Here is an 18,618-nt window from a genome sequence, read left to right on the forward strand (position 1 = left end):
CAGGATCAAACTCTCCAATAAAGTGTTTGACTTGCTCATTTTGAAACTGACGAGAAAAATTAATTTCTCTATTTAATACTCACTCGTTGTTCAGTTTTCAAAGATCAACTTCATTCATTTCGTCGTTACCGTTGTTTCAGCGGCAACTCTTATAATATATCATCTTTCAACTAATTTAGCAAGAACTTTTTTTAAACCGTTTCGCTTATTAGTTGACCGGCAGAACATCTTGTTTAAGTGGCCGGACTAATAATATAACCCTTATGTAAAATCGAATCAAGTCATAAAATTTCCCATTTTTAAAACGCGCCAATTATTTTATCTATCCTATAGGATAATATTCAACAATTTGTTTAGTGCAGTTTCCTAATTCATTATAGACGCTTACCTACAATACAACTTATAAATGTCGAAAACCCGCTCAGTGAGCGGGTTTCGGTATGGAAGCGAATGTAGCTGAGCAAAGCTACAATTATTTCTTATCCAATTTGATTTTCCACTGGTAACCCCGCTCCAAGTCATTAGACAGGCCAGCTTGGAAAAATTCTTTATCTTAATGTTTTCAGAGCGCCGCTCCAAGCATTCACTTGATCGAGCATGGCATTGACGTTAGTAAGATGCAGCTCATTCGGTTTGAAAACCGCGCCGTTCTCGAAGTCCGTAAACAAGGAAAGCGTCGGATGTACGCGTACGTCCGCAATCATTAACTCGCCCATGATCCCCCGCAGGTGTTCGGCTGCGCGAGCACCGCCGGTCGATCCATAACTCACGATTCCCGCAGCTTTATTATTCCATGCTTCCCGAGCAAAATCGAGCGCGTTCTTCAATGCGCCTGTAATGCTGTGGTTGTACTCTTGCACGATGAATACGAAGCCATCCAAGCTGGCAAGCTTTTGATTCCAAGCTGCGATCCCCGGTTCTGTGCCGTCGGTGGTACCCAAGAACGGCAATTTGTAATCGGAAATATCCACAATCTCATAATTTGCGTCTCCGCGGTTGTCTGCAATTTCCTTAACCCAATCTCCCACCTGCGGACTTACGCGACCTTCACGCGTGCTTCCCAAAATAATCCCGATATTCAGCTTTGTCATTGCGTTAGCCTCCCTGGTATTTTTTCCAAACCATTTTTCAAACAATCCCATTATCTCGCACCTCTTTGATGTCACGATACATAACTAACCATAATACAATTTATAACTTATATACACCTAATTACTTTACGTAAGTAATCATATTATATTAGTCTCCAATAGTCAATACAGTATCAGTAACAATTGCAAATTTAATGTATGAAAAAAACACCATCGATATGATGGTGTTTTTTTACTTTATGGAGGCGAACCATAGCTGCGTAAAACCACAATTCGCCGGAGTGTACTGATTTGGTTAAGATACGCTAAATAATGAATCATAAAAAAAGAGAGCTTCTAAAGCTCTCTATGGGCTGGCTGAATCATTCCTTGAGTGGGATTATCCGGCTTACCTCCATACTTCGGAGTTCTTCTCAATCCAACCATCCCTTGCTGCGCGCGATATCAATCGCCTCGATCCGTGTATTCGCCCCAAGCTTCCCAATCGCCTCTGACATATAGTTCCGTACCGTTCCATAGGACAGAAACAGCTGTGCTCCAATATCTTGAAGAACTAAGCCTTGAGCGGCCAACTTCATGACTTCGCGCTCCCTGGGTGATAATGGACATGGATCATCCCATACAGCTAGCGACAATTCTGAATTGATGACACGTTTCCCATCATAGACCCGACGAATCGCATCTGCCAGTTCCTCGCTGCCCGTATCTTTAAGAAGATATCCATAAACTCCTGCCTGCATAGCCCGCTGGAAATATCCAGGACGCGCGAATGTCGTCAAGATGATTACACGAACAGCTAACTTATTTTTTTGAACCCATTCCGCAATATCTAACCCCGTTTTCAGTGGCATCTCAATATCCAGAACAGCTATATCTGGTTCATATTGCTGAATCATGGACATTACTTCTTCCCCATTTTCGGCTTGACCGACTACTTCAATATCATCTTCTAACGAGAGTAAAGTTGCTAGCGCTCCCCTTAATAACTTTTGATCTTCTGCCAAAACAATACGAATCATCTAAGCTCTACCTACCTTTTCATTTCGTATTACCCTAGGTATATGTAAGGTGACTTCAGTTCCCTTTCCTGGAGACGAAGACAACGACATACGTCCGTCGATCATAATCAACCGTTGCCGCAATCCGGCGAGACCATTACTGCTAGTATAGAATTGATCCTTATCTGCCCCAATACCATCATCACTTACAGATACACGGACTTCCCCTTCCTGAATGTCTAGATGAACGTTGCACTTTGTTGCTCGGCTATGTCGAACCACATTTGTAATCGTCTCGCGAAAACACATCGCCAAAATCGTCTCCTGCAAAGGTGTTAACGGAAGCGGATTGTTCACTAAAGCATCTTCCGTCCCTACATTAGAAGGTCTCGGATCTGAAATCGATTGATATTGAAAAAAAAGCGGTATGCCCGCAGCTGAACATAACGATACAGCATGCTTATATTCGTCAGCGAAATATGTAACTTTCATCTCCGTAACCAATTCACGCATTTGTTTCAAAGCTGCGCGTGCCGTTTCTCGTATTTCACGAGCCTCTTCTATCGCTCTCTCAGGATTACGATTGACCAATTTCTCAACGACTTCCCCTTTTAGTGCGATTAATGACAGCGTATGGCCCAATGTATCATGTAATTCACGTGCGATCCGCTGGCGCTCCTCCTGCTGTGCCATTCGTTCAGCCGTTTCTGCCCGCAACCGTGCAGACTTCTGTTGAAAGCGAGTCGAAGTTCGAATAATATACGGCAGAATACAAATGCCAAACATAGGCACCAGCCCTATCCATACTAGGCTACCCATCTCATCCAAGTAAGGAACAGCGATAAATCCCATAGCTACAGTGAAAACAATCGTTATAGAGAGCAATATCGGCAGCTTTTGTTTGCTCAGTGGAGCAGCGATCATAAAACCTATAAACGTATACATAGGGTGAAAAACAGCTGCTAAAATTAATAGTATAACCACCTGAACAATCAATATTGGCGTGGCCCATTTTGCATAAAAGTAGGATTGTCGAAACGATAGAACGAATATGCCTATCAGAACAAAGCCAAGCCACTGTATACTTGACGGCTCATAGAGTAAAAAGTACATGGGGATCAATAAATTTGATAACAAAAAATAAGGGGCGACTCCCTCCGATTTTGGAAAGAGGCGCCATCTCTCTCTATTCAATTAGACCGCATCCCGTCGATTATATATATAGATTGATAGTAGCATAAAGAAGAGACCGCATCCTGTCAAAATTAAGAAATCAATACTTGCTGGATTTTTTCCGGCGACCATATTCCATGCCCCATTTGCGTAACGGTGAGATGGGAGCCATTCCCCGACCGAGCCCATCCAACTTGGCAAAGTACTAAGCGGCATCCAAAGCCCCCCCACAATGGCAAGTCCCATCTGTAATACATTTCCGATGGCAACGGAGGTATTCGCATTTTTAAGCGTTCCTAACAATGCACCAAGCGCCAGAAAAGATATACTTCCAATCCATAACCATAATCCGCATAAAATCCATTGCCCGGCTGTCAATTGTATATCATGAACAAGGCCAGCAGATAAAAATATAACAACAATTACAATCAAGTGAACAGCCATTTGCGATACAATTTTGCTGCCAATCCAGGCTGCAGGAGATAGTGGAGTTAGCTTCAACAAGCGTACCCACCCGTCTTGATGCTCGAACGATAGACGGATACCAAATTGAGATACTGCTGTACCAATCAAACTGAATGCAGTCATCGACATTAATGAAAAGACACCCCAAGTTGTTGATTGAATCGATTTATCTACCCCATTCATACTTGCAAATAAAAAGTAGAAAGCAAGCGGCATCGCAATCGAGAAGAGTAAGAAAAATGGACTGCGGATAATTCGTATACTTTCTGCTTTGGTCTGGGCAACAAACATATGTATCATAGTTATTTTCCTCCTAAAAGTGTTTTTATCGTAAAATCGTTGGTTTATGTGTAGCTGTAAGACTTAGGAATGTATCTTCTAAGCTGGCGGATTGGATATCAATATCTGAAATTCCCCATTCAGACTGCATCAGTGTAAATAACAGCACATCGGTCTCTTGAGCATACAGACGAATTCGCTCACCATTGCATTCTGCCTTTGCTACACCAGGTAATGTGAGCCATTCCTGCTCAGCTGGCGCGTTCGCCGCTCGAAATGAAATGGTTCTAAGTGCGGTTTGAGCCTTTAAACGTGCTGGAGTCCCTTCTGCAACAACCTGTCCACTGGCGATTACGGCGATATGATCTGCGACAGCATCAGCTTCCTCTAAATGATGTGTAGTTAAGAGCACAGTACGTCCGTCACTTGCCAGCGCTTGGATCGTGTCCCAAAAGCGACCACGAGCCTCAATATCCATTCCGACAGTTGGTTCATCAAGCAGAAGAAGCTCTGGATTTCCCGCCAAACTTTGGGCGAAGGCTAATCTGCGGCGTTGTCCTCCAGACAGGGAGGATGCGCGCCGTTTCTGATCCGCGTGGAGACCCGAAATGTCTAACAATCGTTCTAGCGACATCGGATTACGATAATAACTGCGGAACAATTGAAGCACTTCCTTGACCGTAAGTCCATCTGCTGCTTTAACATCCTGCAAAAGCGCTCCAACGCGTTGCCGTAATTCTTTTGTTCCAGACGGCACCCCCAAGACCCTGACTTCTCCTGATGTTGGCTTGATCATTCCTAGGATCATAGAAATGGTTGTTGTTTTGCCGGCCCCATTCGGTCCGAGCAATGCTGATATTTGACCTTTCTCAAACGATAGATTCATATGATCAACGGCACAGTAGTCGCCGAATTTCTTTACTAGATTTATACATTCAATCGCCTTTGTCATTTTGTACTAACCTCCGCTAATTTCTTCTTTCGTTACTTGATGTCCTCATTATATTGAAAAAGCGCAAGAACCAATTAGTGTGGGTTGTCACAAGCCGGTTATGACAAATGTCAGAAAAATAGAAAGCAAAAAAAGAAGGACCTCTAGGCTCTTCTTCAGCATAGTTTGCATTTAACACTCTTTAATTGAGGTGTTTCGCTTTGCAACTTATAGCTAACGATTTTACATTTTTAATCGAACACAGCAAAAACCACAACTTCATGTGGTTGTGGTTTTACCTGTTTAGAACGTGAGATGTTCGTTATAATGGCCTGCACCTTAGAATGGATACGAAAAAGCCGAAGATTATACTGTAGATTTGGTTAATCATCAATTCGATCGTCAAAAACGACTGCAATTATTGAAGCTCATTAGATCATGATTCCCGAATTATAAATCTACGCTTTACTTACGTGTCCCTTTTTCATTAGACGATGTCTGTATTTAGCTATAAAGATACGCCAGTAGAGCTTCATAAGATTTGGAACAAAGTTCGTGTTTTCTTTGAGATAGGATAATGCAGAACGGTTTCCTCGTTTTGTATTGCATTCGCTGCATGAAGCGATCAGGTTATACGGAAGATCCGAGCCACCTTTGCTTGCAGGGATAATATGGTCCACTGTCGTGGCGTATCGTCCGCACCACAAACAAGTATGATGATCTCGTTTCAGTGCGGCTTTTCGATAGTCCCGAAATAAGAACGGATTATAAAGTAGTTGGATCGTCTGCTCATCAATCCAGACAGCTCGTGATCGCTCAACTTCCCGCCAAGCCCGATGGGGCAAACATGGTGTTAGTTGTTGACCATCCATATTGAGTACCGTTATCAGTGGTTCCTCTCCATCATGACTAGGATTCATCGATTTCACTCCATCTGTAAGACATGTTTTAGCCTTTAGTATTAATATAAAACAAAAACACCATCCTCATACGGATGGTGTTCATCATGGTGGATGCGAGGGGAGTCGAACCCCTGTCCGAAGGCAACGCCACATAGGCATGCTTCGCGTGGGTGAAGTGACAGTTTGGATGTCACCCGGGTAACTATATAACCGGCTATACGTTTGGTTAGCCTGATTGTCTTCTTCAGTACAAGATATAGTTGGTAACAGTTCAATATTTTAGGACGTATTCAGTTATTGCGTGTATCATAATATTATCACAAATTCAGTACTCAGAATGGCAAATCATCATCAGAAATATTAATTTTAACTCCACTTAAACGAGTTTGAATATTATCAAGTACAATTTTTTGCTTATATGGATCTAATCTTACCAATAACTGATAAAATTTTTTCACATGCTGAACTTCTATATCACATTTACTTTTATATACATAGCTTCCTTTAATGAAACATCTGATAAGCTGAGAGTTATCTTGTATAAACGTTTCAAGAGAACTACTACGAATTAGAGTCCCTAACTTATTGAGGATACTCTCAATATCATTTATGGGCTCATATTTATCATTATAGTAAGAAATGTGATCAACTAACGCATCAGCAAAATTTTTATATGTATCCTTCTCAGTTCTTGAGAAATCAATCTCACTTATCACTCCTTCAGAAATGGCTTGGGAGATATCTTTAAATGAACCGTAACGTTCGTATTGTTCTAATTTAGTCATCTTATCTAAAATATGATTAAACTTAAACCTCTCTACCTCTCCTTTTTCTCTAAGAATGTTCTGAAACAGTTTCCCAATAAAATAAATCTCAGATTGATGATTATATATACCTTCTAACTGTGTCTCATTAGGCCATTGAGTCACTGGCCAATTAAGAAAAATGCTCTCTCCTCCAGTCTCATCAAAGTCCAATTTTTTACCGAATCCAAAATCTATAATTTTTACATTCTCATCTTTGTCTATTAGTATATTTGCAGGACGGATATCTCTGTGTAATATTTTCTTTTCTTCTAAGTATTCAAATGCATATATAACTTCTTTAAAGATGTCTTCCCAATCTTTCCAAAAACTCGGCTCAAACTCATGAATAGCTGTTCCTTCCACATACTCCATTTGTAAATAGCCAGTCTTGGCTTCGGAATACAAATAATAATTAAAAACCCTTACAATATTATTATGAGATATGTTAAATAGAATTTTTATCTCGTCAACAAAACGTCTATAGGAATCATCTGAGTTGTTCTCATCTTTGGGAGCATATTTTTTAAACGCAAACAGCATATCAGTTGTCTCATCCTTAAAAAGGTGAGCATCCCCAGTTCCACCAGACCCCAATGGAGAAATATACCTGAAATTTTTCATACTGTCGAATTTCACAAGTTCTCCTGGCACCAACATAATAACCCCCCTTATACTAACTTGAAAAATATGGTCTCACAACTTAATTGAGGTGTCAATTATCTTATGTACTCCACTGGGATTGACTGTCGACTCTCCGCTGTGGCGAACAGAAGAAGACAAGCAGCCTGGCCTGAGGAAAAATCAGTTACGGGGAGTCCTTTGGTGACAGAGAGCGGTATACCACCATTTACATCATCAGAGATATATCGTATTCAACATCAGAGAAGCCCGAAGCCCAAGAGCCGAAGCCACCCCTTCGAATCCGAGCAAGCAAAAACGGACACCGAATGGTGTCCGTCTCTGGTACTGCAGTATGGAGGCGAGGGGAGTCGAACCCCTGTCCGAAGGCAACGCCACATAGGCTTCTACGGGTGTAGTGACAGTTTTGATGTCACCCTAGAGACTCCCTGTCACCGGATTCCCTTCGGGTCAGCCTGATTATCTTCTTCCGTCGACCCCAGGCGGAGACCGATCGGCGTATCCCACTAAAGTTGGGCCCTAGTCTCGGCACATGGGCGATGCAGAGGTAGAGCTAGCTCACAGGTTATTAAGCTGCGAAAGCTAAGTTGTTGTTTTGTTTGCCGTTTAATAGGCTTTAGCGTTGATGAAGCGGACGCGTCCCCACTACCCGCTACCCATGCTCGATCTACCCCCGTCGAATCCATAAACGCCCCCGCATAAAAAGTTCCTGCGGTCAGCCGTCCCGGACAATCGGTCGGTCAGCATCAAGCAAAGGAGCTAAAACAATCTTGCTTGCCTCAATCTTGTGTATCCTAGACCGAAGCTTGCCGCAATGCTGCATCTTACTTTACTTCTATATAAACAGCTATACGCTGCTTACATCACTTAGTATACCATATTGTATAGAAAGTTGCTTCGTAACTTACTGGTAAGCTTGGCAAAAGAACACTTTATCCTCTTCTGTATCTTGCTATTTTGATTATGCCCTTCCTTACCTACTGTCTGCTCTCTTACCGCGCGACCTTCTGCTTCTCCCGCAGCACGCGCTGGATGTCACGCTGAGCATCGCGTTTGGCGGCAGTTTCGCGTTTGTCGTACTGCTTCTTCCCTTTACCGAGGCCAAGGAGCAGCTTCGCGTAGCCGTTCTTGATGTAGATCTTCAGCGGCACGATCGAGTAGCCTTCCTGCTTGGACAAGCCGAGCAGCTTGTTGATCTGAGCTTTGTGCATCAGCAGCTTGCGTGTCCGGGTCGGGTCAAGAGGATTGAACCGGTTGCCCTGCTCGAACGGACTGACATGCATGTTGTGGATGTGGATTTCTCCATTTCGGATCGTCGCAAAAGCATCCCCGATATTCACCCGTGCGTTCCGGATCGATTTGATCTCGGTGCCGGTGAGCACCATACCCGCTTCGAAAGTATCCTCGATGAAATAGTCATGGGAAGCTTTTTTATTCTGGGCTAGTACCTTGCCGTCATTCTTCTTCGCCATGTCCATCCTCCTCATCCTTAGCATGAATCGCTCGCATTATTACTTACCCACTACTAGCACTGGCATACCAGACCTTAATTGTATCAACTCCCCGGGCCGAAATCAAGAAATGCATAACGAAGCAGAAGCCTGTCGGACAAATGACCGAGGTTGGAGCTTACAGGCTGCACAGCTATGCTGCAGGGGTGAGCAGCGGGCTGCCCACCGCCTTTGCTTATTCGCAAACCATAAGATGGTTGCCATCAGGGTCAAGAAAAACAAACCACTGGTCGTTCTGGATTTCGGTAACCAAGTGAACTCCCCGTTCCTGCATAAATCGATAGGATTCCTTGATATTTTCCGTCGATAGCATGACGGCAGGCGTCCGGTAAGGGGGCGGTCCATCAGCACCGACCTCTCGCCACATCGGCATTTCATCCAAAATAATGTCCACATTCCCATCCAGAGGAAGCATGTAAAGATGGCCGTTGATGGCTTCGCCTGATTCAGGAAGACCCAATATTCGAGAGTACCAGCTTTTTGCTACATGGAGGTCTCTTACTGGTATAAAAACCGCATGGATGCGCCCCTTCACCGGACTTTCCGGATGAACGACGGCACCTTGTGCCGAGGGCCGGATCGGTATATAAATATCAAGCTCAGATTCAGGATGATCAACGCCGAGGAAGCGGGAATCATATAACTGAATATCGTATTGATCCGCGTATTCATAGCCGGACGAGGGCAGCCACTTCGAATGTACATAGCCGTAGGTGTCAAACAAATTTTTGATTTCTCCCTTATTAGTGACAGCGGCGCACAAATGAGCCGGAAAGGTCCGTTTCTCCATTCCCTCCGGCACCTCTTCGGAAGGGTCGACCCGGAAACCAATCATGTGCTCATACATTTCGGAGCCGGAAAAATGATCCGGGTAAATATTTATTCCATAAGTATTTTGGTCAAGACGGTTCTTAATTTCTTCAAATCTGCTCCAAAATTGTTCTCCGAGCTTCATGATTTTACTTTTTTTCCTTTCGTGCGCTTTCGAGGTCAAGCAGGACATACCGACGATCGTAACTGATTCCATATGCACTTTCCGGACGGATGGGGCGACTTTCTCCATACAAGGGCTCCCTTCAACATTTTCGGGGTTGGAATATTATACCACTATGCCATTGTAACATGGATAAAACCTCACTTTAAGTAGTCACTTTCATTTTTGTATAGAGCCCCATCTTTGCGTTTAAGCGACTGGCCGGCCGATTTCGTTGCCCTTGAAGCAACCTAACCTCGATTATAAATCACAGGGGCAGATCCCGCTTTCTAAATAACAATACCGCAAGCCCAAACGACACCAGTCCGATCACGGCTAGAATCGTAAAGCTGAGGCCCAGATTGACGTTGCCATTAATGATTTCCCCCGGTTGATATAAGGAAAAAATCGAGAAGCTCCGCATCCACTCGGTTTTGTCGCTAAACTTCCCCACCAGATCCAAGCTAAAAAAACCAAAAGTGATGAATCCGGAAATGCCGAGCGCCTTTTTTTCATCATTAGAAAGAGAAGAGACCAGGAATGCAATCCCGCCAACCGCAAAAAACAAAAGGAACGCACCCACATTCATCTCAATAAACCGGGAGGTATTAAACTCGTAATCTCCGGCCAAAAACCAGGCGTTGCCTGCAAAACCCGCCAGCGTCGTCACTCCCATGATCAGAAACAGTCCGGTCACCAGCACGAGCGCCTGCGTCAAAGCGACCTTTGCCCGCGTCGTCGGAGTCGACAACAGATAAGCCATGGAGCCTTGATCAACAAGCTTAGCCACGAGCTGCGTAGACAACTGAACACATACGATCGCAAGCAGCAAGATAAGAATCAGTCCGTAATACTCCCCGGAGATAAAAGCCTCCGCCGTCCCGAACCCGCTCAGCCCAAACGCGCGCCCCACCCCTTCCGGCATGGCGTCCACCAGTACGTCGATGGCGTCGACATTTTTACCGATGCTGGGATAAAGCCAGAATATTAGCAAAATATAAAAAGCGGACCCGAACGCGTAATTCATAAAAGTCTTCATATGGACCTTCATCATTTGTCTAAACAAAATCGCATTCATTGAACGATCCCCTTCCGGTCATAATAATTCATGAAGATATCCTCCAGGTTTTGCGTGAAAATATCGATATTTCGCACCCGGTACTTAGCCGTCTCCGCCACGAACCTATCATAATTGCCCTGCACCGCCACCCGAACCCGGTACCCTCCTCCATCAGGGGAAGCAGCCGAAGTTTCCGTCTGCAAACCGGACGTGTTCACGAACGCCTGCATTTCCGCCTCCTGCTCGAACGTCACCTCAAACAGCTTGCGCTGCATCGATTGCAGCTCGTGGATATTTTTTACCGCGATAATGACCCCGTCTTTGATGATCGCCGCCCGGTCGCAGGTCCGCTCGATTTCCGGAAAACTGTGTGAGGACATCAGGAACGTGGTGCCGCGTTCTTTTTCCGCCAAAACGATTTCTATAAACACCTTCTGCATTAACGGATCGAGGCCGGACGTCGGTTCATCCAAAATAATCACCTGGGGCTCGTGCATGAATGCCGCGACAATCCCGACCTTTTGTTTCATACCCTTGGACATTTTGCGGATCGGCGTGTTCACGTCGAATTGCAGCAAATCGATCAGATGGTTCCGCTTCGAAAGATCTTTAACCCCTTGCATACGGCCCATGAAATCGAGGAACGATTTTCCCGTCATCCCGTCAAAAAAGGCAATCTCCCCAGGCAAATACCCGACTAAGGCCTGCACCTTACCCTGATCCCGCCACGTGTCCAGTCCATTGATCGTCACCGTACCTTTGTCCGGCTTCATGAAGCCCATAATATGGCGGATCGTCGTCGACTTCCCCGCGCCGTTAGGACCGAGAAAGCCAAACACCTCGCCCTGCTTCACCGAAAAAGAGACATCGAATATCCCTTTTCCGCCCGGAAATGTCTTCGATAAATGCTCTACGTTTAACATGCCGATCTCCCTCCAAGGAATAAAGAAATGAAATATTATGAACGATATATTTCATATGTTATACTATACCTGCGGCTACCCCGCGTCAATGACTTTATGAAATATATTTATTCATACATTTCATAAATTATCTCTATTGCAGGAGGCAAAAGTGAACGAAAGCATGAACGGTTTTGAAAAAAGAGCTCAGCGCATCAAAGAAAAAATCCTTCGCGCCACCTTAAACCTGCTGCGGACCACGGACCCGAAGCGCATTCGGATTGCCGACATCTCCAAAGCGGCCAAAGTGTCACAGGTGACCATTTATAACTACTTCGGGAGCAAAGAGGCCCTGCTTCGGGACGTATTTATCGGCTACATCGACAAAGCGATCGCGGAATTCATTGAATTCATGGATGGCAAACATACGTTGAAGGAGAAGATCGAGTACATTATTTTTCTCGAAAAAGAAGCCTATAGCGACCTTCCCCCTGGCGCCATCAAGGACCTTGTCGAAGACGATCCCGAACTCGGAGCCTATATCGAAAAGGTGTACCAGGAATTCACCACCCCACTCGTGACGCGCATAATTGAGGAAGGCAAAGCCAGCGGCGAAATCGCCCCTGACATGCCCTTGGAAAACGTGATGGCCTTCATCCAGCTCTACATGAACCAGTACCAAGCCATCCTCCACATGGCCGCCCAAAGCCCCGACCGGGACAAGTTCCTGGAGGGCATGGTGCAAATGTTCTTTTATGGCGTGTGCGGGAAACCTCAATAACCTTATTCCTTATGAAAAAGTGGCAGCCCAGGGAACCAAACATCAGATTCCGCAGGACTGCCACTTTTAATTATCTATTTATCGCCTCGGCTAGCTCGCCAGTCATGCAACACATTCATCCGCCATCCGCTGCAGCTCCTCAAACAACTCCCCGGCATGGTAACCGTCGCACACCGCATGATGCAGTTGTACCGATAAAGGGGACCAATGTGGCTCCTTCCTTTACTAAGTTTAACCGTCCTCCCCATATAGACAAATAACAGAAATGTCCACCTAAAAGTGGACACAAGGTACTTTTCCCTCTCGATGAACGATAATCCGTATTAAGTACCCTGATACAACAATACCTACTATATTTAGATATTAAGCAGGAAGAGGCCTGATATCTCCTCAACAGAAAAGTGTCCACCTATTGAAAGACATTTAGCCGCAAAAAATCCACCCTGTGAGGACAAACAAGTCCTCACCTATAAGCTAATCGTAGTTTCCTGCACAATCCCTACAGAACAGCAAAAAAGCCGGGACCGCGCAAAGCGGTACCCGGCTCAATTGAATTGCATTCCGCACCGCGCGCGATCCCGGAGCGCGGTGCTCGGTCACACGGTGACGGTCAACCTCGACTTGGCTATTTTTTCTTCTTGCGCACGAACGCAGCCGTGCCGTTGCCGCCCTTGCCTTTGCCGCCCCGTTTCTTGCGCGGGGATGGCGCGGTGCCCTCGTCGGCAGTACCGGCTCCGCCGCCGACAAAAACTCCGCTCGCGGACGTCTTTTTCCGCCGCGAGCCCGAGCCCTTGCCGCCCTCTCCGGAGCGATAGCTTCCGGAGTCGCGGCTAAGTGCGGCCGGCCCGGGGGCGTAGCCGCCCTTGCCGGAGCCGAAGCCGAAGCTCACGGCCGGTGCGGATCCGCCGCCCCCCGAGGCCGTGTCGCTTCGGCGCCCGCCGGGCGCGTCGCTTCCGCCGCGGCCCGCACCGCGTTTGCCGCGCTTGCCGGAGCCCGGCGCTGCATCGGCTGCGCCACCACCGGCGCCGCCTCTCCCGGCTTTGCCGCCTCCGCGGCCCGGCTTGCCGGATGCGGCGAAGCCGCCCTTGCCGCCGCTGCGTTTGCCACCGCCGCGCCCGGCGCCTCCGGCGGCGCCAAATCCGCCGCCGTTACCGTCTCTGCCGCCGTTACCGTTCTCTCGGCGGCGCGGCTTCATGTCGACCATCTCGAAATCGATCGTATGGTCGTCCATGTTTACGCGGGCTACGCGGATTTTTACCTCATCGCCGATGCGGTAAATTTTCGACGTGCGCTCGCCGATCAGCGCCATATGCTGCTCATGGAAGTGGTAATAATCATCCGTCATCGCACTGAGACGGATGAGCCCCTCCACCGTGTTCTCCAGCTCGATGAACATTCCGAAACTCGTCACGCTGCTGATAATCCCGGGGAATTCTTCCCCGACCTTATCCAGCATGAACTCGGCTTTCTTCAACTGTTCCGTATCTCGCTCCGCGTCCACGGCGACCCGCTCCCGCTCGGACGATTGCTGCGCAATCTCCTGCATGCGGCTGGCCAGGTACTCCTGCCGGGCTTCCGGCAGGGCCCCGCCATGCTCAATGACCTCGCGGATGACCCGGTGGATCACCAAATCCGGATAGCGGCGGATCGGAGAAGTAAAATGCGTGTAGAATTCCGCCGCCAGCCCGAAGTGACCCGTGCTTTCGGCATCATACTTCGCCTGCTTCATGGACCGCAGCATCATCGTGCTGATGACCGTCTGCTCCTTCGTGCCTTGGATATCCTCCAGCAGCGTCTGCAGCGCACGCGGATGCACCTTGTTGCCTTTTCCGCCCTTAACGGCATAACCAAAATTGGCTACAAAAGCCATGAAGTTCATTAATTTTTCCTGATCGGGGTCTTCATGAATCCGGTAAATGAACGGCACCTTGAGCCAATGGAAATGCTCCGCTACCGTTTCGTTCGCCGCAAGCATAAATTCCTCGATGATCTGCTCCGCAATCGAGCGCTCCCGTTTAACGATGTCGATCGCCTTGCCGTTCTCGTCGACGATCACCTTCGATTCCTCAAAATCGAAATCGACGGCCCCGCGACGCATCCGGTTGCTACGCAGCTTCAGCGCGAGCTCGCGCATCAGCTCGAACGTATCGCCCAGATGGCTGTAGCGTTCCGTCACCTCCGGGTCTTCCTGCTGCAGAATCTTGCGCACGTTCGTATACGTCATCCGTTCTGTCGTCCGGATCACGCTCGTGAATATATCGTGCTTCACGACCTTCATCTGCTCGTCGAATTCCATCTCGCAGGAAAGCGTAAACCGGTCGACCTTTGGATTGAGCGAGCAGATGCCGTTCGACAAGCGATGCGGCAGCATGGGAATGACCCGGTCGACCAAATACACGCTGCACCCGCGGTTATAGGCCTCCTGATCCAGCTTCGAGCTCTCGCGCACGTAATAGCCTACGTCCGCGATATGTACGCCGAGCTGGATGTTGCCGTTCGGCAGCCGCTCCACATGGACCGCATCGTCGAGGTCCTTAGCGTCCTCGCCGTCGATCGTCACGATCACCTTGTTCCGGAGATCCCGCCGCCCCTGCTTGGCGATCTCTTCCTCGGCGATCACGTCCGGCGCCGCCTGGGCTTCCGCCATCACATCGTCGGGGAACGCCTCCGGCAGCTGGTGCTTGCGGATGATCGACAGAATATCGACTCCCGGGTCATCCTTATGCCCCAGAATCTCGATCACTTCGCCTTCCGCCGCCGAGCGCCCTTCCGGGTAATTGATGATACGGGCTACAACCTTTTCCCCGTTCACGGCCCCGCCGAAGTTCTCCTGCGCAATAAAAATATCCCGGTTAATCCGTTTATCGTCCGGAATCACGAACCCGTAAGTCTCATTGTGCTGGAATACGCCGACCACCTGGGTCACCGCCCGGTTGACGATCCGCACAACCTCGCCCTCCAGCTTACCGCCTCCCGCGCTCTTAGAGCTGACACGTACGAGTACCGTGTCGCCGTTCATCGCGCTTTTCAGATCGTTCGCATGGACATAAACGTCCGGATGCTCCCGATCCTCAGGGATCAGGAAGGCGAACCCTTTGGCATGGGCCTGTAAGCGGCCCCGCACCAAATCCATCCGCTCAGGCACGCCGTAACGGTTGGTCCGCGTCAGAATAATCTGTCCCGACTGCTCCAGCCGGTTCAGCAGCTTCAGGAATTCCTTGAACTCGGCAGCATCTGTAATTTGAAAATGCTCCTCCAGCTCCTGGTATGTCATTGGTTTATACGCCGTCTCCCGCATAAATGCGAGCAGCTCTGTTTCTGTTATCATGCTCTCACCTCGGCCGGCCTGTCCGCCGGCAAATATTATTTGTGTACGATAATTTCCATGAATTACCCTTCATGTATATACCCTAGTATACACGAAATCAACCTCCGGCATCCGTTTCCCGCTTCTTTCGGAATTGACACCTTTTCACAAGGGAAATAAACTTCAAACCGCGTCTGAAAAAGTTTTTCAATCGGAATACTGGAACCCCCTAAATTTTCCACCACAAAATGCCGAAAAAATGATAGGATAAAATATCCAATCATAAGCAAAGGAGTATATATGGACAATCTAAGCATTTTACAACGACGCAACAAATTGTTTGTCAAAATCATCTGGATCATGGTCGCCTTGGGCGTAGTGACCGACCTGATGATCGGTGTCGAAACCGCCATGCTCATTACGCTGATTGCGGTCGGCGGAATTTGCTGCTCTATCGCCACCTATATGACGTATTTCAACAAGGGCACTCGTTACGTCATGTTCGTTATTCCCACCATTGCTTCCCTGCTCACCTTCCTGCTGATCTACCAAGATCCCGAACCGCTGATTAGCACCTACTTACTTGTTTATGTGAACATCGGATTAATGACGCTGTATTCCAACTATAAGCCGATTGTCTTTGCGGGAGTTCTCGGCCTGATCCTTACTACATACTTTTATTACACCCCATTTTTCCATGATAAAATGTTCTCCCGGGAGCCGTTAAGCTATCTGTTGCTCTTCCTCATTTTCGCTACCGTGGCGCTTGCCTTCGCGGCCCGTTTCAGCGAACGGCTGCAGAAGACCGTAATGGACAAGCAAAGGGATACCGAGCTCGCCAAACAACGCGGGGACGAAATTCTGGCCCGTTTGCAAACCTCTCTCGAAGTACTCAACCGGCTTAGCGGTCAGTTGCGTGACAATGTGAATGTTACCGGCTCCATCTCCAAGGAGATTACGGTTACCTTCGGCAGTGTCTCCGCCACGATGGAACGTCAGACCCATGGGCTGCAGGATACGGCTAAATCCGTGCATGAGGTCGAAGACATCGTCGAGAACGCCGCAGACAGTTCTACCACCTTACAACAGCTTTCCCGGGAAATGCTTCAGAATACCGAAGCCGCAGGAAGCCGGATGTCCTCCTTATCGGACAAAATACATAATTTGCAGTCTGTAATTTCCGCAACTGTAACCCAGATGAACCATTTAAGTGACCAGAACCAGCAAATCAGCCAAATCGTCGATACGATCCAAGGGATCTCCAAGCAGACGAATTTGTTAGCCATGAACGCAGCCATCGAGGCGGCCCATGCCGGAGAGCACGGCAAAGGCTTCGCTGTAGTTTCGGCGGAAATCCGTAAGCTGGCTGAAAATTCCCGTCAGGCTACCGATTTGATCAACAACATCCTGGCTGACGTCATTAACAAAATCAACAACGTAGCCGAGCAAATCTCTGTCGGCCATGAAGCGATCGATATCGGCAAGGAAGAAGCGAAGGAAGTTCAAGCCTATGTCGGAAAAGTCGGCGACAACGCCCTGTCCGTCAGCCAGCAGTCCGATAATGTGGACGGCTCTGTCAAACAAATGCAAGAGAACTACGCTCGTATCATGTCGGAAGTGCTCTCCGTGGCCGAAGGCACCGAGCATAATATGAGCGCAACCGAAGAAATACTGGCAGGCATCGAAGCCCAGGATGCCAAAATCCGCGAAATCGTTCAGCATTACGAAGATTTGGACAATCTGATTTTATCGCTGTCCAAACTGGCTTCCCAGGATAACAAGGAACAAGCCGCCGGAAGTAAGGCGTAAGTAGACGTTCTGAACTCCGCCGAGATACTTAAGTCAGAAACGGGGTGTCCTCCATATCCATGTTCAATGGTGTGGTAGACGCCCCGTTTTTTTGCTCAAAATATATGTATGTAAGTGAATCCCTACTCCGGCGATTATACTACCGGCATATGTTGTCTGTTGACCGTTTCCATGAACCAGTCATAGCGTTCTTTATTCTCATAGAACTCTGACGCGTGAATGATGGCCGGAATCACATCGGCTCCCTTATAAAATACTCGCTGCCCCACCTTTGACATGGGTACATGAAAAGATATTTTCAACGCCCGGAACAAGAGTGGCTCAAGCAAAGTGACATAATTACGGATCTTATTACTTTCGGCAAACAGGACGATCGTGGCCAGCAGGCGATCCAGGTTTTTTCCCCTATGTTCTTTATGGAGCGCAACTTTATCCACCTCCACGACATGTTCCGGATCGGCGAGAATGGCCGGATGCGCTTGGAACGGAGCCAGCCGGTTTAGGCCATCAGCCTCTATAGAATAGGGTTTCATCTCCACCGTTGCCACCGGTAAATCCTTCTCATTATAAACCAGGCACCGTCCGAGAACCTTTTCGGCGAATTCCAATTCAAACCCTTGCTCTAACCACGCCTCCGTCCAAATTCCGTTAAAGATCATCTCTTCTTCCAATGTCTCCACTAGCTTGTACATATTTGGGTCTCCTCTTCTCTCTCTTTCAGGAAATTCCAGTAAGGAATTCTCTGGGAGTCTTTGTTTATACCAAAATTGTAATATTTTAACGCTAGGGAGACAATAAAATGAATCTCTTTTTTATGAAATTTTCAACTTTTTTCCTTATCCTCTTCATTTCCCGCTTCTGTCGCACTAGAGTAAAGGGCAGATGATTTCTGCCCCTCCTCATCAAACCGTACATGAGGTTTTCCCTCATACGGCTTTCCGATGTTCGTCATTCATGCGCATGCGATTTATAAAAGCGTCCTTAGTCCATA

At 47.5% G+C, this 18,618-nt stretch carries 15 protein-coding genes, 1 other RNA gene and 1 pseudogene; 2 read left to right on the forward strand and 15 right to left on the reverse strand.

Features of this window, described 5'->3' with window-relative positions; all coding sequences use genetic code 11:
- Positions 1 to 548: 548 nt before the first annotated feature.
- The 12 genes from KJS57_RS25735 to KJS57_RS25790 form a co-directional block, all read right to left on the reverse strand.
- Positions 549 to 1,142: an NADPH-dependent FMN reductase gene (locus tag KJS57_RS25735; RefSeq protein ID WP_213656815.1), complete on the reverse strand. Its 594-nt coding sequence runs from the start codon at positions 1,140 to 1,142 to the stop codon at positions 549 to 551.
- 362 nt (positions 1,143 to 1,504) lie between these two features.
- A complete protein-coding gene (locus KJS57_RS25740) occupies positions 1,505 to 2,110 on the reverse strand; it encodes a response regulator transcription factor (RefSeq protein WP_213656816.1) in 606 nt (201 codons plus the stop codon).
- Positions 2,111 to 3,283 carry a sensor histidine kinase gene (locus tag KJS57_RS25745; protein ID WP_213656817.1) on the reverse strand — a complete coding sequence of 391 codons (1,173 nt, stop codon included), beginning with the start codon at positions 3,281 to 3,283 and terminating at the stop codon, positions 2,111 to 2,113.
- Positions 3,284 to 4,027: an ABC transporter permease gene (locus KJS57_RS25750; protein ID WP_213656818.1), complete on the reverse strand. Its 744-nt coding sequence runs from the start codon at positions 4,025 to 4,027 to the stop codon at positions 3,284 to 3,286.
- A 25-nt stretch (positions 4,028 to 4,052) separates the two neighbouring features.
- Positions 4,053 to 4,958 carry an ABC transporter ATP-binding protein gene (locus tag KJS57_RS25755; protein ID WP_211025205.1) on the reverse strand — a complete coding sequence of 302 codons (906 nt, stop codon included), beginning with the start codon at positions 4,956 to 4,958 and terminating at the stop codon, positions 4,053 to 4,055.
- A 437-nt stretch (positions 4,959 to 5,395) separates the two neighbouring features.
- On the reverse strand, positions 5,396 to 5,857 hold the full coding sequence (locus tag KJS57_RS25760; protein ID WP_213656819.1) for an HNH endonuclease: 462 nt from the start codon (positions 5,855 to 5,857) through the stop codon (positions 5,396 to 5,398).
- A 314-nt stretch (positions 5,858 to 6,171) separates the two neighbouring features.
- Entirely contained in the window at positions 6,172 to 7,302 is a 1,131-nt protein-coding gene (locus KJS57_RS25765; protein ID WP_213656820.1) for a protein kinase family protein, read from the reverse strand.
- Positions 7,303 to 7,616: 314 nt separating this feature from the next.
- Positions 7,617 to 7,980: a transfer-messenger RNA gene (gene ssrA / locus KJS57_RS25770) on the reverse strand.
- Positions 7,981 to 8,276: 296 nt separating this feature from the next.
- A complete protein-coding gene (smpB, locus tag KJS57_RS25775; protein ID WP_211025198.1) occupies positions 8,277 to 8,756 on the reverse strand; it encodes an SsrA-binding protein SmpB in 480 nt (159 codons plus the stop codon).
- A gap of 214 nt (positions 8,757 to 8,970) precedes the next feature.
- Positions 8,971 to 9,858 carry a GyrI-like domain-containing protein gene (locus tag KJS57_RS25780; RefSeq protein WP_213656821.1) on the reverse strand — a complete coding sequence of 296 codons (888 nt, stop codon included), beginning with the start codon at positions 9,856 to 9,858 and terminating at the stop codon, positions 8,971 to 8,973.
- Between the two features lie 178 nt (positions 9,859 to 10,036).
- Positions 10,037 to 10,846: an ABC transporter permease subunit gene (locus tag KJS57_RS25785; protein WP_211025196.1), complete on the reverse strand. Its 810-nt coding sequence runs from the start codon at positions 10,844 to 10,846 to the stop codon at positions 10,037 to 10,039.
- Positions 10,843 to 11,751 carry an ABC transporter ATP-binding protein gene (locus KJS57_RS25790; protein ID WP_213656822.1) on the reverse strand — a complete coding sequence of 303 codons (909 nt, stop codon included), beginning with the start codon at positions 11,749 to 11,751 and terminating at the stop codon, positions 10,843 to 10,845. The genes KJS57_RS25785 and KJS57_RS25790 overlap by 4 nt, the downstream gene beginning before the upstream one ends.
- A gap of 151 nt (positions 11,752 to 11,902) precedes the next feature.
- Here KJS57_RS25790 and KJS57_RS25795 point away from each other — a divergent pair, with 151 nt between their 5' ends.
- Positions 11,903 to 12,511, forward strand: coding sequence for a TetR/AcrR family transcriptional regulator (locus KJS57_RS25795; RefSeq protein WP_244861714.1), 609 nt, complete (start codon positions 11,903 to 11,905; stop codon positions 12,509 to 12,511).
- Positions 12,512 to 12,613: 102 nt separating this feature from the next.
- Here KJS57_RS25795 and KJS57_RS25800 read toward each other — a convergent pair.
- Together KJS57_RS25800 and rnr are read right to left on the reverse strand one after the other, a co-directional pair.
- A pseudogene (locus KJS57_RS25800) lies at positions 12,614 to 12,703 on the reverse strand (CatA-like O-acetyltransferase); the annotation flags it as partial.
- 433 nt (positions 12,704 to 13,136) lie between these two features.
- Positions 13,137 to 15,839 (reverse strand): ribonuclease R, encoded by a 2,703-nt coding sequence (gene rnr, locus KJS57_RS25805; RefSeq protein ID WP_213656823.1) that lies wholly within the window; start codon positions 15,837 to 15,839, stop codon positions 13,137 to 13,139.
- A 279-nt stretch (positions 15,840 to 16,118) separates the two neighbouring features.
- Between rnr and KJS57_RS25810 the strand changes: the two genes are divergently transcribed.
- On the forward strand, positions 16,119 to 17,627 hold the full coding sequence (locus KJS57_RS25810) for a methyl-accepting chemotaxis protein (protein WP_213656824.1): 1,509 nt from the start codon (positions 16,119 to 16,121) through the stop codon (positions 17,625 to 17,627).
- 134 nt (positions 17,628 to 17,761) lie between these two features.
- Here KJS57_RS25810 and KJS57_RS25815 read toward each other — a convergent pair whose 3' ends face one another.
- Positions 17,762 to 18,319: a hypothetical protein gene (locus KJS57_RS25815; RefSeq protein WP_213656825.1), complete on the reverse strand. Its 558-nt coding sequence runs from the start codon at positions 18,317 to 18,319 to the stop codon at positions 17,762 to 17,764.
- Positions 18,320 to 18,618 lie beyond the last annotated feature (299 nt).

The sequence above is a fragment of the Paenibacillus vini genome, from assembly GCF_018403325.1.
Classification (GTDB): Bacteria; Bacillota; Bacilli; order Paenibacillales; family Paenibacillaceae; genus Fontibacillus; species Fontibacillus vini.

Bases quoted from the DNA above. Each gene is read 5' to 3' on its own strand.
- KJS57_RS25735 (WP_213656815.1), bottom strand. From the start codon at position 1,142: ATGGGATTGTTTGAAAAATGGTTTGGAAAAAATACCAGGGAGGCTAAC.
- KJS57_RS25740 (WP_213656816.1), bottom strand. From the start codon at position 2,110: ATGATTCGTATTGTTTTGGCAGAAGATCAAAAGTTATTAAGGGGAGCG.
- KJS57_RS25750 (WP_213656818.1), bottom strand. From the start codon at position 4,027: ATGATACATATGTTTGTTGCCCAGACCAAAGCAGAAAGTATACGAATT.
- KJS57_RS25755 (WP_211025205.1), bottom strand. From the start codon at position 4,958: ATGACAAAGGCGATTGAATGTATAAATCTAGTAAAGAAATTCGGCGAC.
- KJS57_RS25760 (WP_213656819.1), bottom strand. From the start codon at position 5,857: ATGAATCCTAGTCATGATGGAGAGGAACCACTGATAACGGTACTCAAT.
- KJS57_RS25765 (WP_213656820.1), bottom strand. From the start codon at position 7,302: ATGTTGGTGCCAGGAGAACTTGTGAAATTCGACAGTATGAAAAATTTC.
- smpB (WP_211025198.1), bottom strand. From the start codon at position 8,756: ATGGCGAAGAAGAATGACGGCAAGGTACTAGCCCAGAATAAAAAAGCT.
- KJS57_RS25780 (WP_213656821.1), bottom strand. From the start codon at position 9,858: ATGGAGAAAGTCGCCCCATCCGTCCGGAAAGTGCATATGGAATCAGTT.
- KJS57_RS25785 (WP_211025196.1), bottom strand. From the start codon at position 10,846: ATGAATGCGATTTTGTTTAGACAAATGATGAAGGTCCATATGAAGACT.
- KJS57_RS25790 (WP_213656822.1), bottom strand. From the start codon at position 11,751: ATGTTAAACGTAGAGCATTTATCGAAGACATTTCCGGGCGGAAAAGGG.
- rnr (WP_213656823.1), bottom strand. From the start codon at position 15,839: ATGATAACAGAAACAGAGCTGCTCGCATTTATGCGGGAGACGGCGTAT.
- KJS57_RS25810 (WP_213656824.1), top strand. From the start codon at position 16,119: ATGGACAATCTAAGCATTTTACAACGACGCAACAAATTGTTTGTCAAA.
- KJS57_RS25815 (WP_213656825.1), bottom strand. From the start codon at position 18,319: ATGTACAAGCTAGTGGAGACATTGGAAGAAGAGATGATCTTTAACGGA.